Annotated in this window: 11 protein-coding genes; 3 read left to right on the forward strand and 8 right to left on the reverse strand. The window is 63.0% G+C overall.

The genetic code is table 11. The annotated features are described in order from the left end of the window. The first annotated feature begins 168 nt into the window (after positions 1-168). A complete protein-coding gene (locus BSF79_RS13750) occupies positions 169-1,407 on the forward strand; it encodes an efflux RND transporter periplasmic adaptor subunit (RefSeq protein WP_090270402.1) in 1,239 nt (412 codons plus the stop codon). After that, on the forward strand, positions 1,404-4,991 hold the full coding sequence (locus tag BSF79_RS13755; protein ID WP_090270403.1) for an efflux RND transporter permease subunit: 3,588 nt from the start codon (positions 1,404-1,406) through the stop codon (positions 4,989-4,991). The genes BSF79_RS13750 and BSF79_RS13755 overlap by 4 nt, the downstream gene beginning before the upstream one ends. 192 nt (positions 4,992-5,183) lie before the next feature. Here the strand turns inward: BSF79_RS13755 and BSF79_RS13760 are convergent, their stop codons facing one another. From BSF79_RS13760 to BSF79_RS13770, 3 genes are all read right to left on the reverse strand, one after another. Next, positions 5,184-6,284 (reverse strand): leishmanolysin-related zinc metalloendopeptidase, encoded by a 1,101-nt coding sequence (locus BSF79_RS13760; protein WP_175545329.1) that lies wholly within the window; start codon positions 6,282-6,284, stop codon positions 5,184-5,186. A 530-nt stretch (positions 6,285-6,814) separates the two neighbouring features. Further along, positions 6,815-8,617: an ABCB family ABC transporter ATP-binding protein/permease gene (locus BSF79_RS13765; protein ID WP_090270437.1), complete on the reverse strand. Its 1,803-nt coding sequence runs from the start codon at positions 8,615-8,617 to the stop codon at positions 6,815-6,817. A 73-nt stretch (positions 8,618-8,690) separates the two neighbouring features. Then, positions 8,691-10,142 carry a LysM peptidoglycan-binding domain-containing protein gene (locus BSF79_RS13770; RefSeq protein WP_139246444.1) on the reverse strand — a complete coding sequence of 484 codons (1,452 nt, stop codon included), beginning with the start codon at positions 10,140-10,142 and terminating at the stop codon, positions 8,691-8,693. A gap of 109 nt (positions 10,143-10,251) precedes the next feature. On the opposite strand from BSF79_RS13770, the gene BSF79_RS13775 reads away from it, so the two are divergent. Then, the gene (locus tag BSF79_RS13775) at positions 10,252-10,803 is read left to right on the forward strand and encodes an LOG family protein (protein WP_090270406.1); all 552 of its coding nucleotides are present in this window, start codon (positions 10,252-10,254) and stop codon (positions 10,801-10,803) included. Here BSF79_RS13775 and rarD read toward each other — a convergent pair. The 5 genes from rarD to BSF79_RS13800 form a co-directional block, all read right to left on the reverse strand. Then, a complete protein-coding gene (gene rarD, locus BSF79_RS13780) occupies positions 10,710-11,660 on the reverse strand; it encodes an EamA family transporter RarD (RefSeq protein WP_090270407.1) in 951 nt (316 codons plus the stop codon). The two genes, BSF79_RS13775 and rarD, sit on opposite strands and share 94 nt — an antisense overlap. Positions 11,661-11,727: 67 nt before the next feature. After that, positions 11,728-12,186, reverse strand: coding sequence for a host attachment family protein (locus BSF79_RS13785; RefSeq protein ID WP_090270408.1), 459 nt, complete (start codon positions 12,184-12,186; stop codon positions 11,728-11,730). Between the two features lie 145 nt (positions 12,187-12,331). After that, complete coding sequence (locus BSF79_RS13790) at positions 12,332-12,934, reverse strand: superoxide dismutase (protein ID WP_090270438.1); 603 nt, start codon at positions 12,932-12,934, stop codon at positions 12,332-12,334. Between the two features lie 125 nt (positions 12,935-13,059). After that, positions 13,060-13,641 (reverse strand): sarcosine oxidase subunit gamma, encoded by a 582-nt coding sequence (locus BSF79_RS13795; protein ID WP_090270409.1) that lies wholly within the window; start codon positions 13,639-13,641, stop codon positions 13,060-13,062. Next, a complete protein-coding gene (locus tag BSF79_RS13800) occupies positions 13,634-16,645 on the reverse strand; it encodes a sarcosine oxidase subunit alpha family protein (RefSeq protein ID WP_090270410.1) in 3,012 nt (1,003 codons plus the stop codon). Before BSF79_RS13800 ends, BSF79_RS13795 begins: the two co-directional genes overlap by 8 nt. Positions 16,646-16,720: the final 75 nt, after the last annotated feature.

Genomic DNA, 16,720 nt, shown 5'->3' on the forward strand with positions numbered 1-16,720 from the left:
CAAGGCCTTGCCACGCGAGGAACGCCCGGCAGCGCCGCCTTGCGCGGGCCTGTGGAAAAGTTTAGTCTGAGTGCCGTGGTCTTGGGGTATTGCCTTGTTGCACTTGTAATCGCGATACCCTTGCCCATCTGGATTCCAACAGGCCCTGTCGCGCGAAAAGGACCACCCATGAAAATTGTTCCGATCCTCACAGCCGTTCTGGTGAGCGCTGTCCTGTATCTTCTGGTCATGGAGCGCGACGCGTTGATGGCGTTTGCGCTGTCAAAGGATGCCCCGGCGGAGATCGATGCAACAACCGAAGAGGTCGCTGTGGCGCCCGAGCAGGCGCTGAAACCGATTGGGGTTGTTGCGGTGCATTCGGGCGCGCAGGCGATTGACAGCGCGGTGGTGCTGCGCGGGGAAACCCAGGCGGCGCGCGCGGTCGAGGTGCGGGCAGAAACCGGGGCGCAGGTGATATCAGAGCCGCTGCGCAAAGGCAGCTATGTCGAGGCTGGTCAGGTGCTGTGCCAGCTTGATCCGGGCACGCGCCCGGCATCGTTGGCAACGGCACGCGCGGCGCTGGCCGAGGCAGAGGCCCGTGTTCCCGAAGCACAGGCCCGGCTGAAAGAGGCGCAGGCGCGGCTGGACGAGGCGGTGATCAACGATACGGTTGCCAGCAAGCTGTCCAAGGATGGCTATGCCGCAGATACCCGCGTTGCGGCAACGCAGGCGGCGGCCCGCGGGGCCGAGGCGGGCGTGGAATCCGCACGCTCGGGCGTGCAGAGCGCGCAGGCGGGGATTCAGTCTGCGGAGGCGGCGGTGGCCTCGGCGGAAACCGAAATGCAGCGTTTGACGATCAAGGCGCCGTTCGGCGGGTTGTTGGAAAGCGACGCGGCCGAGCTGGGCAGCCTGCTGCAATCTGGCGGGCTGTGCGCCACGGTGATCCAGCTCGATCCGATCAAGCTGGTGGGATATGTGCCTGAAACCGAGGTAAGCCGGGTTTCGGTCGGCGCGCTGGCCGGAGCACGGTTGGCGACCGGAGCCGAAGTGCGGGGCCGGGTCACGTTTTTGTCACGCTCGGCCGATCCGCAGACCCGCACGTTTCGCGTTGATATTGATGTGCCCAATGCTGACCTGAACATCCGCGACGGGCAGACGGCCGAAATCATGATCGCCTCGGATGGGGCGAACGCGCATCTTCTGCCGCAATCGGCGCTGACGCTGGATGACGACGGGCGGCTGGGGGTGCGGCTGGTCGCAACGGGCAGCGTGGCGCAGTTTGCGCCGGTGCAGCTGATCCGCGATACGGTCAAGGGCGTCTGGGTGACCGGGCTGGACGATCAGGTCGATGTGATCGTGGTCGGCCAGGAATATGTCACTGACGGTGTTGCGGTGGTGCCAACCTGGCAAGAAGAGGCCACGCAATGACCGGAATGGTGGATTGGGCCGCGTCACGCGCGCGGATGGTGATGGCGTTTATCCTCGTTTCGCTGATTGCGGGGGGCTATGCCTATTGGAGCCTGCCCAAGGAAGGCGAGCCGGATATCGAAATCCCGGCTTTGTTCGTATCGGTCCCCTTCCCCGGCATTTCCGCCGAAGACAGCGAGACCCTGCTGGTCAAGCCGATGGAAACCGAGTTGAGCGATCTGGACGGGCTGAAGACGATGAGCTCGACCGCCGCCGAAGGCTATGCCGGGGTGGCGCTGGAGTTCGAGTTCGGCTGGGACAAGACCAAGATCATGGCCGATGTCCGCGAAGCGATGTCCACCGCCGAGGGGAAGTTTCCCGAAGGGTTCGACAAATACACTGTGAACGAGATCAATTTCTCGGAATTTCCGATCCTGATCATCAACCTGACCGGCGATGTGCCGGAACGCACCATGGCGAAGGTGGCGCAGGATCTGCAGGACCGGATCGAGGCGCTGGATGCGGTGCTGGAGGCCGGGATCGCGGGTAACCGCGAGGAAATGGTCGAGGTGGTGATCGACCCGCTGCGGCTGGAATCCTATAACGTCACGGCAGCCGAGCTGATCAACGTGGTGCGCAACAACAACATGCTGATTGCGGCGGGCGAAGTTGAAACCGCGCAGGGCACGTTTTCGGTCAAGATCCCGTCATCATTCGACGAGCCGCGCGATATTTACACACTGCCGGTGAAGATCAATGGCCAGCGCGTGGTCACGCTGGGCGATCTGGCCGAAATTCGCCTGACCTTCGAGGACCGCACCGGCGTGGCGCGGTTCAATGGCAGCCCCACGGTGGCGTTGCAGGTGGTCAAACGCAAAGGGTTCAACCTGATCGACACCACAGCCGAGGTGCGCCGGGTGCTGGACGAGGCCAGCGCAAACTGGCCCGAGGAGCTGAAGGCGGCGGTCAGCGCCGGCACCTCGAACGATCAAAGCCGTGTTGTGGGCTCGATGGTCAGTCAGCTTGAGGGCTCGGTTCTGACGGCGATTGCGCTGGTGATGATCGTGGTGTTGGCCAGTCTGGGCAGCCGCGCGGCGTTGCTTGTGGGGTTTGCGATCCCGGCTTCGTTCCTGCTGTGCTTTGTGTTGCTGGCGATCATGGGCGTGACGATTTCGAACATCGTGATGTTCGGCCTGATTCTGGCGGTGGGGATGCTGGTGGATGGCGCGATTGTGGTGGTGGAATACGCCGACAAGCGCATTGCCGAGGGCGAAGGCCCGATGCACGCCTATGTCGAGGCGGCCAAGCGGATGTTCTGGCCCATCGTCAGTTCCACCGCGACCACGCTGTGCGCGTTTTTGCCGATGCTGTTCTGGCCCGGTGTGCCCGGCCAGTTCATGGGGATGCTGCCGATCACCCTGATTTTCGTGCTGTCGGCCTCGTTGGTGGTGGCGCTGATTTATCTGCCGATTGTGGGCGGGCTGTCGGGGCGGCTGAGCCGGATTTTTGATCGGGCGTCGCAGGCGCTCAAGCGGCGTTTGCCGTGGTGGGCGCGTGCGGCATTGGTGCTGCCCTCGCTGTATCTGATGTTTGTGGGCGCAATGCAGGCGCTGAACCCGGCCTATGTGCTGCCGGGCAATGTGCCGCCCATGGCAGGGCTGGCCGTTGGCGGCGTTCTGTTTCTGGCGGGGGCGTTTGCCGCGTCGGTCACGCTGGGCGCAGCCGAAATCAAGTGGACCCGAAACCGGATCAAGGCAGGCCACCGTCGCACGCCCTTCGGCCATTTCATCAAGTTCATAACGGGCAACCCGGTGATGCCACTGGTGACCATTGCCGCCGTGGGGGTGTTCATCGCCGTCACGTTCACGACTTTTTCCGAGAACAGCAAGGGCGTGGAGTTCTTCACGGACAGCGAGCCGGAACAGGCGATCGTTTATGTCCGGGCGCGCGGCAACCTGTCGTTGACGGAAAAGGATGCTCTGGTCGCGCAGGCTGAGAAGATCGTGCTGCAACACCCCGGCGTTCTGAACGCGTTTGCGTTTGTCGGCGATAGCGGGCTGGACAACAATACCGGCGGCGCGCAACCGCCGCTGGACACGATCGGTCAGGTCCAGCTGGAAACCATCCCGTGGGAGGACCGGCGCGACCGGCCCGATCTGGACGGGGATCTTGTGATTGCCGAGTTGACGCAGAGCCTGTCCGAGATCCCCGGTATCGGGGTCGAAATTCTGGCGCAGGCAATGGGCCCGGCCTCGGCCAAGCCGGTGCATCTGCGGCTGAAGGGCGACAACTGGAACGATTTGCTGGCCGCGACCAAGCTGGCGCGCGCCAAGTTTGACGAAACGGACGGGCTTGAGCTGATCGAGGACACGCTGCCCCTGCCCGGCATCGACTGGCAGATCGACGTGAATGTCGAAAAGGCCGGCCTTTACGGTGCGGACGTGGCGACCGTGGGCGCGATGGTGCAGCTGGTGACGCGCGGTATTTTGCTGGACACGATGCGGGTCGACAGTTCGGATGAAGAGATCGAGATCCGCGTGCGCCTGCCCGAGGATGACCGCGTGCTGTCCACGCTCGATACGCTCAAGGTGCGCACCACGGACGGGCTGGTGCCGCTGGCGAATTTCATCACCCGGCGGCCGGTGCCGAAGCTGGCACAGATCAAGCGCGTGGATCAGAAGCGGTATTTTGACATCAAGGCCGCCGTTACCGAAGGGCTGAGCAAATCCGTGGTTGCCAAGGACGGCACCACCCACGCCATTCCGATCAATGCGAATGAGCGGACCGAGTTTCTGACCACGTGGCTGAAGACCGATCCGTTTGGTCCGGGGATCGATTGGGAATGGACCGGCGACCAAGAGGATCAGGCGGAATCCGGGGCATTTCTGGCCAAGGCGTTTGGCGCGGCTTTGGCGCTGATGTTCATCATCCTGCTGGCGCAGTTCAACAGCATTTACAACTCGGTTCTGGTGCTGCTGGCGGTGGTTCTGTCAACGGTCGGGGTGCTGATCGGCATGCTGGTGATGGATCAGGCGTTTTCGATCATCATGACCGGCACCGGGATCGTGGCGCTGGCCGGAATCGTGGTGAACAACAATATCGTTCTGATTGATACCTATCAGGAATATTCCGCGTATATGCCGCGGATCGAGGCGATCATTCGCACTGCCGAGGATCGTATCCGCCCGGTGCTGCTGACGACGATCACGACGATGGCGGGGCTGGCGCCGATGATGTTCGGGCTGAGCCTTGATTTCATCAACGGCGGATATTCGATCAACAGCCCGACCGCGCTGTGGTGGATTCAGCTGGCGACGGCGGTGGTGTTCGGACTGGGCATCGCCACGGTTCTGACGCTTGTTTTCACCCCGTCGATGCTGGCGCTGCGGGTGTGGTTCACCACCTATGTGCACTGGATCGCACGGGCGCTGAAGGCGATGTCGCTGGGCCGGTCCAGCCAGGCGGCACAGGATTGGGCGCTGGCACGCGCGGCCCGGCGGCAGACCGCGACCGAGATCATCTGGGACGATGGCGTGCCCGATGCGGACAGTGTGGTGACGGATCAGGCCGCGGTGGCAAAAGCCCGGCTGAAGGCGGCGGAATAAAGGGCTGGGCAAGCGCCCTGCCCTTTTGGGGTGGGGGTGACGGGGGCGTGGCCCATTTCGCCCCCAAACCTGTCAGGCTTTCACCGCTTCCGACGCACAGGGGGCGTTTGCAGCGGGCGTTTGCAGCGGGCGTTTGCAGCGGGCGTTCGCCGCTAGGTCGAGCGCGGTCGCGCGGCTTCTGCATCCATGCCGTCAGGCGAACAAATCCAGAAGCGGATCCGCTGGTATCGGTCCGGTCAGATCGGTTGCACTGTAAGGATTGTCGAACACGGTGTCGTACCCCATGTCCTCGAGTGCGGCGATGGTCATATCCGAGACATAGCTGCCCGTGTCGACATAGCCCGTCATGATTTCCTCATCGAACAGAAGCTCGTCCCAGTGACCGCCTGCCGTTCCCGGCCCCCCATCGGTTTCAACCGGCACACCGAGCAAAGAGCCAGCATCGGCCCCCGCGATGCCCGCGAATTCGGTCTGATAGGTATCGGTGGCATTCACGCCAACAAAGCGAAGATCCCCGCCGGCGACAGAACCGCTGGTCAGCCCCATCAAAGTCCACAGCGTGCCGAAGCCGAGCGCGTGCATCATTTCATGCAGAACGATGCTTTCCCAGTTCCCCAGACCAAGCTGATTTTCGGCGTCTGCGCTGTCAAAGGTCATGGCACCCGTCGCGGTCAGGAACGTGCCGTCGCCGCGAATTTCGCGTGGGCCCGCGCTGCCAAGCGTCCCGCCGACACCGTCAATTCCCTCAAGAGTGGCGGTGATGACAATGTCGTCAATCAACACGCCATCGACAATAGCGTCGGGAAGTTCAGCAAGGATGATCGAGCTGAGATAATCGGCGGCTTCGGTGAAGGCTGACTGCAATTGGGTTGACCAGACGCCGACGAACTCGATCGCGACGTTGTAGGATGTGCTTGCCAAGCCGCCACTGGTATAGCTGGTCACCGGGCCGATATCCGGCGGTAGGTCAGGCAAATCCCCCGGCGCGCGACCATACTCGGCGTTGTCATCGCCCGGCGGCGGGCTTGGCGGCGAATCCTGCGGCAGGCCGGGTACGGCGCCGGTGGGGCGGCCTTGGTTGGTGGGGGCTGCGGGTTGTTCTGGCTGATCAACCGGCAGCGGCGCCGGATCGGGATCTGTATCCTCGGGCGGCGTCGTGTCGTCTGGACCGGCCCCTGTGTCTGGGCGGCCCTCGTCGTCGACAGCGGCCCTGGCGGCATCTATACTCGTTGCCCGCTCGGGGGCGCCCCGGCCTTCGGTGGATGATGATGTACTGCGGTCCGAGGCATGCATGAATTCAAAGTGATCGCCGGTCTCAGCCCCCCTTTCCAACTCTGCGAAGGCGGTCTTTTGACTTGGTCCCTCGGCAGAGAGAGCCCGATCCGCTTGGTGTCGGTCAAACGTGCCGGGCCGATCATGTTGAGGCTCAAAAACGACGCGCTCAGCGAAGGCGGTTCTGGCTCGTCCGTCATTTTCCTGTGACTGCCTGAATGGCGCAGACGCTGCGGGGAAAATCGATTTAGCTGACCTTTGAAAACCCATTGATACAACCTGAATATGAAATACAGCGCGAAGCGTAGCAGCGATTTCCCGCTTCCGATATGGTTACGTGTAGAAAAATGGAACGTGTTCCAGGCTGGAGCCTCGCGATCTGTGGTCATCGCCAAAGATATCAGTCGGTTGTGGCCTGTGTTTATATCCGACGCTCCCAAAATGCAGTCTCAGCGTTTTGTGGAGGGGGCTGTTTGGCGCCCCGCTCTTGCCTTTTGTGCGCGTCGGGTGGGTGCTGTTGTATCTACCGCGTGAACTGGGCGGGGTTGGCCTCAGGCGGCTTCGTTGCGTTCGCTGGCTTGGCGTTGCCACAGGCTCCAGTAGCGGCCTTTGCGGTCCAGAAGGTCGGTGTGGCTGCCTTCTTCGGTGATCTGCCCGTCTTCGAGCACGATGATGCGGTCGGCGTCGGCGATGGTGGACAGGCGGTGGGCGATGGTGATGACCGTGCGGCCCTGCCCGGCGCGGGCCAGTGCGCCCTGAATGTCCTGTTCGGTTTCGGTATCCAGCGCGCTTGTCGCCTCGTCCAGCAACAGGATCGGTGGGTTTTTCAGCAAGGTGCGGGCAATGCCGACGCGTTGCTTTTCGCCGCCCGAGAGTTTCAGGCCACGTTCCCCCACGGTGGTGTCATAGCCCTGCGGCAACGAGACGATGAAGTCGTGGATCTGCGCGTCTTTGGCGGCCTTTTCAACGTCCGCCTGCGTGGCACCATCACGCCCGTAGGCGATGTTATAGCCGATGGTGTCATTGAACAGCACCGTATCCTGCGGCACCACGCCAATGGCGTCGTGCAGGCTGGTCTGGGTCACGTCGCGCAGGTCCTGACCGTCAATCTGGACCGCGCCGCCTTGCACATCATAGAACCGGAACAGCAGCCGCCCAATGGTGGATTTCCCCGAGCCAGACGAGCCGACGATGGCCACGGTCTGCCCGGCGGGCACCTCGAGGCTGACGCCTTTGAGGATCGGGCGTTCGGGATCGTAGCCGAAGTAGACATCGCGCAGGCGCACGGTGCCGCCTGCAACCGCGAGGGGCTTGGCGTTGGGTTTATCTGACACCTCGGCGGGTTGTTCCAGCAGGTCGAACATCTGGCCCATATCGACCAGCGCCTGACGGATTTCGCGGTAAACTGTCCCGAGGAAGTTCAGCGGCATGGTGATCTGGATCATATAGGCGTTGACCATGACGAAATCGCCCACGGTCAGCTTGCCCTGCTCGACCCCCATCGCGGCCAGCACCATGACCACGACCAGCCCGCCGGTGATCAGGAAAGCCTGACCGAAGTTCAGAAACGACAGCGAGTAGGAGGTCTTGAGCGCGGCGGCGGCGTAGCGCTCCATCGCGCTGTCATAGCGGGTGGCCTCGCGCGTCTCGGCGCCGAAATACTTGACGGTTTCGAAGTTCAGCAGGCTGTCGATGGCCTTTTGGTTCGCATCGGTGTCCTGATCGTTCATCTCTTTGCGCAGTTTCACGCGCCATTCGGTGACGGCGAAGGTGAACCAGACATAGGCGGCGATGGTGACGACCACCACGGCCAGATACCAGACATCGAACAACCAGAACAGGATGCCCGCGACCAGCAGCAATTCAAGCGCCAGCGGCCCGATGGAAAACAGCAGGAACCGCAGCAGGAAATCGACGCCTTTGACCCCGCGCTCGATAATCCGGCTCAGCCCGCCGGTCTTGCGGGTGATATGATAGCGCATCGAAAGCCGGTGGATGTGGACGAAGGTTTCAAGCGCCAGGCTGCGCAGGGCGCGCTGCCCCACGGCGGCGAAGATCGCATCGCGCAGCTGTTGAAACCCGTTCGACATCAGCCGCGCCAGACCGTAGGCCACGGTCAGGCCAACCGCCCCAAGCGCCAGCACCGGCACGCCTTCGTGCGCCAGCGCATCGACCGCCTGTTTATAGAGCATCGGCGTGGATACGGCGATCAATTTGGACGCCAGCAGCGCCAGCATTGCCAGCACCACCCGGCGTTTGACCCAGGCCTCGCCTTTGGGCCACAGGTAGGGGATCACGCGCCGGATCGTGCGCAGGCCCGAAATCCGTTCATTGCTCAGGTTTTCGTCTGTCATCTGAAGGCGGCGCATCGGGGCCCTTTCTTTGGTCAGGCCCCAGAGATAAGGCGCTTTGCCGCCAATGGCCAGCCTAGTCGGGCACGGCGAAAATCTGCCCCGGATAGATCAGATCAGGGTCGCGGATACGATCTTTGTTGGCCTCGAATACCCGCACGAACATCCGGCCCTCGCCGTATTTGTCGCGGGCAATCGCCCAGAGCGTTGATCCGGGTTGGACCGTCACCACCTGCACCTGCGGTTGCCCGGTGGCAGAGGCTGCGGGCAGCACGGCGGCGACTTTTTCGGCGGCCTCGCGCTTGAAGGGGGTTTCGACGCGCGAGGTGACTTTTCCATCCTCGCTGACCTGATCGACGCGCAGGGTATAAACGCCGGTATCAATGCCCGGCAATTCCGTGTGCCAACGGCCATCCGCAGCGATTCGCGATGTGGTGATGGGGGTGTTGTCCAGATAGACGCGGACGAAACCAGACCCTGTGCCCATTCCGATGCTGGCGCCGCGCCCTGACACCTCGACCTCGCCAGTATCCGAGTAGCTGACAGCGTCGATCGAGACCGAGGCCATGACCTCGGGGGGGGCGGTGTCGTCTGCGGGTGACTGAAGGACGGTAACGCCGTCGGCGTTGGACAGAATGACCACCGGGGCCTTTGGCGCGGGGGCCGCAGTGGTGGGGGTTGCCGCCGGGGCGGGTGTCGGCGCTTCGGTTGCGGTGGTCGGCTGTGTCGTCGCGATGGTTGTTTCCGCCGGCTGGTCCTGAGCGGTCTGCGGGGGGGGCGCGGCGGCCCCTGCCGTGTTGGGTGTGACCGCTGCCACAGATGGGGTTGTCGGCGCCTGTTCCGGCGCCTGTGTTGGCTGCGCGGCGGTCGCTTCGCCCGCCGTACCGGCGGTTGGTTGTGGCGGCGCGGACCCGGCGTCAGAGATCGGTGCCCCTGCGGTTGCAGTTTGTGTCGGGGTGGTCTGCGCTGGGGCGGTCTGAACTGGCGGTTGCGGCGCGGGTTGAACGGCGGCGACGACCTGTGGTTGCTGGGCCGGGGCGATGATCACCTGATCGAGAGAAGCGATGGTCTGATCGCCCAGATGCATCACAAGGCTCAGAACGCGGGGCTGCTCTGACGGCTCGATGCTGAGGAACGCCGCGAATTTTCCGTCTGATCCGGGGTCGGCGGCGGCCAGCACCAGTTGATCCAGAAGCACATCGACCGTGGCGCCGCTGGCGGCAACCCCGGCCACAAGCGTTGTGCCATCTGCTTCGACGCGCACCACGTCAAACCGCGGTGGTTCTGGCGCGGTCATGGCGGGTTCGGGCGCGGGATTAGAAGCGTCGGATGCGGGTTCGACCGCTGTGGCAGGTTGGCTCAGTATCGGCTGCGCGGCGGTCACCACATCACCGGACGGGTTGCCGGGCGCGGCCCGATCAAAGACCCCCGTCATATACAGCCCAACAGCGGTGGCCACCAAGGCGCCCCCTGCGACGGCAGCAATTGTCATGGTCTGGCTTCCTGCCAGCCCGTTCAGCTTAGTCATCCGCTTCCTTCCAGCCCGCCTTTTGTTCGTTCGGCGGTTGAGCGACCCTATCAACAAGGCTATCACGGGTCAAAATCACTTTTCCCTTTTTTGACCAAGGAAAATCACGATGAACAGCCCCTCTGTCTGCGTTTTTTGCGGCTCGCGCCCCGGAGCAAGCACCGCGTTCACATCTGAGGCAGAGGCCGTTGGTGAGGCGCTGGCCGAGAATGGCTGGCGGTTGGTGTATGGCGCGGGCGATGTCGGGCTGATGGGCACGGTGGCCCGCGCGGCGCAGGCGGCGGGTGGGGACACCTTTGGCGTGATCCCGGTGCATCTGCTGCGGGCCGAAGTCGGCAAGACCGATCTGACACGGTTTGTGGTGACCGAAAACATGCACGAGCGCAAAAAGGTCATGTTCATGAACTGCGATGCGATTGTCGTGCTTCCGGGCGGCGCGGGATCGCTGGACGAGTTTTTCGAGGTGCTGACCTGGCGCCAGCTTGGCCTGCATCAAAAGCCGATTTTCCTGTTGGACACCGAAGGATACTGGCAGCCGCTGATTGCGCTGCTGGATCATGTGATTGATCAGGGGTTTGCCGATGAGTCGCTGCGCGAGCTGGTCAGGCCGATTGCTTCGGCCTCGGATCTGACCCTGGCTTTGCGGGCGGCCCTGTCCTGACGCAGGCTGGCGAGCGAGTAGATCGCCAGCGCCGCCCAGATCAGACTGAAGGCGATGACATGCCATTGCCCGAACGGTTCGCCAAAGATCACCACCGCACACATGAATTGCAGCGTCGGGTTGAGGTATTGCACCAGCCCGACGGTGGCCATCGACACCCGTTTGGTCGCATAGGAAAACAGGATCAGCGGTGTGGCGGTCAGCGGGCCTGAGACCATCAACAGCAGGCTGTCGCCCAATGAGGCGCCATACGCCCCGTGCCCCTGCTGCCACGCCATGCCGATCACGATCAGCGCAATGGGGCTGAGCAGCAGCACCTCGGCTGTGACCGAAATGACCGGGCCGATGGAAAGGCTTTTCTTTACAAGACCATAAAGACCAAAGCTGACAGACAATATGAGGGCGATCCAAGGCGCCACACCCAAGCCCAGCGTCAGCACGACCACTGCCAGAACCGCCAGCGCGACCGCCAGCCCCTGCGCCCGGTTCAGCCGCTCGCCAAAGGCGACGACGCCGATCAGAACCGCGACCAGCGGGAAGATGTAGTAGCCCAGCGATGCCTCGACCGCCTTGCCGATCTGGACCGACAGGATGAAGAAAAACCAGTTTGTGGCAATCGCCAGCGCCGCGATCAGGATGATCACGACGGAACGCGGGCTGGACAGCGCGGAGCGCAACGGCCCCATCCGCCCCTGCACGGCCAGCACAACCGCAAAGAACACCAGCGACCACAGGGTGCGGTGTGACAGCACCTCGAGCGGTGGGATATGCGCCAGCATCTTGTAGTAGAGCGGTGACAGCCCCCACACGGTACAGCAGGCGATCATGGCCAGAACGCCTTTGCTTTGGTCTGTCATGCGCCCGTGCCCATCCCCTGTTGTCCTGCCTTAGTGCTGAAGGAAACAGAGGATGGGCACAAGCCAATTAGGCCTCGGCGATGTCGGCTTTGACCAGTTTTTCAACCTCGGGCATCGGATGGTTTGTCAGATCCTTGGCGATCTCGGCGACGACGCAGGCCGTCACCTCGGCGTGCAGGTGCTTGCGCAACTCGCCGAGTGTTTTGGGCGGCGCGACCAGAACCAAGTGCCGGAAGGCCCCGGCATGTGCCCGCTGATAGAGAATATCGGCAATTTCGGCGGCGAAGGTATCTTCGGCGATCTGGTGCCAATCCGCCCCTTCCATCGCCGCGCGACGCCCGCCCCCGCCAGCGGTCACGGTGTGCCCCGGACGATCCGATGTCTGTTCGCCATCGCGGGGATTGTCCTGCTGCTGAACCCGGACAACCTTCAGGTTCGGATCTTTTTCATCGGTGATATTTTCAAGAAACAGTGCTTTTTTTCCATCGGCCACCAGAACCCATGTGCCTTGCGTCAGTTTGGTCATCGTATCTCTCCTCGCTGGTATTCATTGAGGACGACAAAATAGGTTAATCAGGGGGGCCGCCTTGATACGGGTCAAGCGCGCATAAAAAAACAGCCCCGCATGAATGATGCGAGGCTGCCTGATAAGTTAGTGGAATCGCGAGGGCTTAGCCCAGACGCGCGGCCACGTTTTCCCAGTTGACCAGCTTGTCCAGGAAGTTGGACAGGTAGACCGGGCGCTTGTTGCGGAAGTCGATGTAGTAGGAATGCTCCCACACATCGCAGCCCAGCAGCGCGGTCTGACCAAAGCACAGCGGGTTGACGCCGTTTTCGGTCTTGGTGACTTTCAGGCCGCCATCGGCGTCCTTGACCAGCCAGCACCAGCCCGAGCCGAACTGACCCGCACCGGCGGCCGAGAAATCGGCCTTGAATTTATCAACCGAGCCGAAGCTTTCGGTGATGGCTTTTTCCAGCTCGGAGGGCATTGCCGCGCCGCCCGGCCCCATCATTTCCCAGAACTGCGTGTGGTTCCAGTGCTGCGAGGCGTTGTTGAAAATGCCATTTTGCGCCACAGAGCCAGCCGCGTAGGTGCCGGTGATGATATCCTCAAGGCGGCGGTCTTCCCACTCGGTGCCCTCGATCAGCTTGTTGCCGTTGTCGACATAAGCTTTGTGGTGCAGGTCGTGGTGGTATTCCAATGTTTCCTTGGACATGCCCAGATCGGCCAGCGCATCGTGGGCATAGGGAAGATCAGGAAGTTCAAAAGCCATGGTACGGCCCCCTTTTGGTTCATGCGTTTCGGTCTGCCGTAGATGGTAGCCTTCCGCGCCCAAGGTCAACCCCCAATGGCGGATTGCGCCCCCCGCCACAGCTGCGGCGGGGCGAATTTAGGCGCTCAGCTTTGGTCGAAATACCCGACCGCGCTGCCGGGGGCTGCGGCGGCTTTCAGCAGGTCGAAGACGTAGGATGCGACTGATCGGAAGCAGATGATGCAGAAGGTGTTGTGGTCTGGCATCCAGAATGCGGCAGCGACCTGCGCCAGACGGGTGCGGCGGACATCGCCGGGACCGAAGGCATCGGGGGACAGATCGACCGGGGTCAGCTTGGCCATGACCTCGCGCACGGCGGTCGGCGTGCCGGTGATCCGCAGCATCGCCCGCGCATCCGACAGATTTTCGGTCAGGAAATGCGTGCCCGCCAGCGTGGCCTGCATGGTGCGCGTGGCTTGATCGGCCTCGGCATGGGGCACCAGCACCAGCAGCTCGTCCGGGGACATCCACAGCAGCCCGCGTTCGCCGACCGTATTGGCCCGGCGCTGTGCGGGCATATCCACGCCTGCCACGCCGGTTGCCGCGTTTTTCAACGCGACCGAGGCCAGATCGCCGCGCAGGGTGATCATGCCCCGCAGGCCCAGATCCTCGAGGCGGACAAGGCCGTCATAGGTGGCGCCATCCAGCGCGCTGACTGCGTCAGACATTCTGTTTCTCCCCATCCTTGTCAAAGAACACCGGATCAACGATCCGCGCCTGCGCCACGCTGCCATCGATGCGCGGGAAATCCAGCACCTCGCCCATCCGGTCCGGGCCATGCAGCACCAGCCCCATGGCAATCCCCTTGCCCAGCGTCGGCGAATGATAGGTCGAGGTGACGCGGCCCTGCGTTGCCTTCTGGCCGTTGTCATTCACGCCCTCGGCCACCGCATAGGCCCCATCCGGCAGGACCGAACCATCGACGGTTTCCAGACCCACCAGTTTCCAGCGGTTGGGATCAGCCATATGGCTGCGCTCTTGCGCGCGTTTGCCCAGATAGTCGGACTTTTTCTTCGAAATCGCCCAGTTCAGCCCCAGATCCTGAGGGATCACGGTGCCGTCGGTTTCATCGCCGATCATGATGAAGCCCTTTTCGGCCCGCATCACGTGCAGCGCTTCGGTGCCATAGGGGGTGATGCCAAATTCCTGCCCCGCCGCCAGCAGCTTGTCCCAGAGTGCGCGGCCCTGACTGGCGGGCACGGCGATCTCATAGCTCAGTTCGCCCGAGAACGAGATCCGGTAGATCCGGCAGCCGATGCCAGCCAGCGCGCCATCGGCCCAAGTCATGAAGGGCAGCGTTTCGCGGCTGACGTCCATGCCGCCGAGCTTCTCCAGCAGCTTGCGGCCGTTGGGGCCGACAACGGCGATCTGGGCGTATTGCTCGGTCACGTTGGCGGTATAGACCTGCCAATCCCACCATTCGGTTTGCAGCCACTCCTCCATATGGGCATGGATGCGGTCGGCGCCGCCGGTGGTGGTGTGGCACAGCCATGTGTCATCGTCGATGCGGGCCACAACGCCATCATCGCTGAGAAAGCCGTTCTCAGAGCACATCAGCCCATAGCGGCATTTGCCCACGGCCAGCGTGCTCATCATATTGGTATAGAGCATATCGAGGAAACGGCCCGCGTCGGGGCCTTTGACGATGATCTTGCCCAGCGTTGAGGCATCAAGCAGGCCCAGCGAGGCGCGGGTCTGGTTAACCTCACGCGCGACCGCGTCGGCATGGGTTTCGCCGCTGCGCGGATAGCAATAGGGCCGCCGCCAGTGGCCGACCGGTTCCCAATAGGCGCCGTTTTCCTCGTGCCACGCGTGCATCGGCGAGCGGCGCAGCGGTTGGAAGATCTCGCCGCGCGCCTCGCCTGCGATCGCGCCCATGCTGATCGGCGTATAGGGCGGGCGGAAAGTGGTGGTGCCCACGGCGGGGATATCAGCGTTCAGCGCGCGGGCCAGCGTGGCCAGCCCGTTGATGTTGCTCAGTTTGCCCTGATCGGTTGCCATGCCCAGCGTGGTGTAGCGCTTGGTATGTTCGACGCTTTCGTAGCCTTCCTGCGCCGCCAGTTGGACATCACTGACTTTCACGTCGTTCTGGAAATCGAGCCAAGATTTCATCCGCAGTTTGACGCCCGCGCCCTGCGGCATCATCCAGACGGGTTCAATCAGAGCCTCGGCCGGGGTTTCGCCCTGCGGGGCGCTGTCAGATTTTGGCTTGTGGCCCGTGGCGGTGGCGGCGGCCTTGCCTGCGGCGTCGGCGTCGGACAGAACGGCGCCCAGCGACAAGGCGCCATTGGCGGTTCCTGCTGCCAGAACAAAGGCTTCTCCACTGGCCCCTGTCGGGGCTTTGTCCACATCCGGGCGGAACATCGCTTGCGCGGCGTCCCAGATCAGCTTGCCGCCGCAATGCGACCACAGATGCACGACCGGCGACCAGCCGCCCGACATGGCAACCGCGTCGCAGGCGATCTCTTCCAGCACGGCGCCTTCGCCTGCTTGGGTGCAGATCGCCACGCCGGTGACGCGCTTGGTGCCCAGCACCTTGGCAATGCCTTTGCCGGTTTCGACCCGGACGCCCAGCGCGCGGGCCTGCACCATCAGATCGCCGCCGCCCTTGGTGCGGGCGTCAAGGATGACCGGCACCTCGAGCCCCAGTGTTTTAAGGGTGATCGCGGTGCGATACGCATCGTCATTGTTGGTCACAACCACGGTGCGATCCCCGACGGAAACGCCGTAATTGACCGCATAATCGCGCACCGAAGCGGCCAGCATGACGCCGGGAACATCGTTTCCGGCGAAGGACAAAGGCCGCTCGATCGCGCCGGTGGCGGTGATCACCTGTTTGGCGCGGATCTTCCACAAGCGGTGGCGCGGACCCGGTATGCCGGGGGTGTGATCGCTGAGTTGTTCGTACCCAAGCACGTAACCGTGGTCGTAAACCCCTGCCCCCATGCAGCGCAGCCGCAGGGTGACATTGGGCATCGTTTCCAATTCGGCAACGATTTGTTCCACAAACTTATCCACAGGTAAGTCATTGATTTTACCACCATCAACCGGGGCGCGGCCGCCGTAGTGTGGGGTCTGTTCCAGCAGCAGAACCTGTGCGCCGGCGCGGCCTGCGGCGAGGGCGGCCTGAAGCCCGGCGACGCCGCCGCCGATCACCAGAACATCGGTGAAGGCATAGAAATGTTCATAGGTGTCGGCATCGCGGTCGCGGGGCGCTTTGCCGAGACCGGCAGAGTGGCGCACGATCGGTTCGAACAGGTGTTTCCACGCCGCACGCGGGGCCATGAAGGTTTTGTAGTAGAACCCCGCCGGGAAGAACCGCGCGAGGCGGTTGTTGATGGCGCCCACGTCGAAGTCCAGGCTGGGCCAGTGGTTCTGACTGGCGGCGGCGAGACCGTCAAACAGCGCGGTCGTGGTGGCGCGCTGGTTGGGCTCGAAGCTGGCGCCGGTGCCAAGGCCGACGAGCGCGTTGGGTTCCTCGGCGCCGCTGGCGATGATGCCGCGCGGGCGGTGATATTTGAACGAACGGCCCACGAGCATCTGGTCATTTGCCAGCAGCGCCGAGGCCAGCGTGTCGCCTTCAAAGCCTGTCAAGTGCTTGCCATTGAAGGTAAAAGCAATCTGGCGGGCCTTGGTCAACAGGCGACCGGTGTGTGCGAGGCGGGTGCTCATGTCAGTGCCCTTCTGGTTGCCAGTGTGGTCGCCTGTGGTCGGGGGAGCGGCGTGGATATTTTGAAAATGTGAAAG

This window comes from Thalassovita taeanensis, assembly GCF_900110775.1.
Taxonomy (GTDB): Bacteria; Pseudomonadota; Alphaproteobacteria; order Rhodobacterales; family Rhodobacteraceae; genus Litorimicrobium; species Litorimicrobium taeanense.

Excerpts from the sequence above, each read along its gene's own strand:
- BSF79_RS13750 (WP_090270402.1), top strand. The coding sequence starts at position 169 with ATGAAAATTGTTCCGATCCTCACAGCCGTTCTGGTGAGCGCTGTCCTG.
- BSF79_RS13755 (WP_090270403.1), top strand. The coding sequence starts at position 1,404 with ATGACCGGAATGGTGGATTGGGCCGCGTCACGCGCGCGGATGGTGATG.
- BSF79_RS13760 (WP_175545329.1), bottom strand. The coding sequence starts at position 6,284 with ATGCATGCCTCGGACCGCAGTACATCATCATCCACCGAAGGCCGGGGC.
- BSF79_RS13765 (WP_090270437.1), bottom strand. The coding sequence starts at position 8,617 with ATGACAGACGAAAACCTGAGCAATGAACGGATTTCGGGCCTGCGCACG.
- BSF79_RS13770 (WP_139246444.1), bottom strand. The coding sequence starts at position 10,142 with ATGACTAAGCTGAACGGGCTGGCAGGAAGCCAGACCATGACAATTGCT.
- BSF79_RS13775 (WP_090270406.1), top strand. The coding sequence starts at position 10,252 with ATGAACAGCCCCTCTGTCTGCGTTTTTTGCGGCTCGCGCCCCGGAGCA.
- rarD (WP_090270407.1), bottom strand. The coding sequence starts at position 11,660 with ATGACAGACCAAAGCAAAGGCGTTCTGGCCATGATCGCCTGCTGTACC.
- BSF79_RS13785 (WP_090270408.1), bottom strand. The coding sequence starts at position 12,186 with ATGACCAAACTGACGCAAGGCACATGGGTTCTGGTGGCCGATGGAAAA.
- BSF79_RS13790 (WP_090270438.1), bottom strand. The coding sequence starts at position 12,934 with ATGGCTTTTGAACTTCCTGATCTTCCCTATGCCCACGATGCGCTGGCC.
- BSF79_RS13795 (WP_090270409.1), bottom strand. The coding sequence starts at position 13,641 with ATGTCTGACGCAGTCAGCGCGCTGGATGGCGCCACCTATGACGGCCTT.
- BSF79_RS13800 (WP_090270410.1), bottom strand. The coding sequence starts at position 16,645 with ATGAGCACCCGCCTCGCACACACCGGTCGCCTGTTGACCAAGGCCCGC.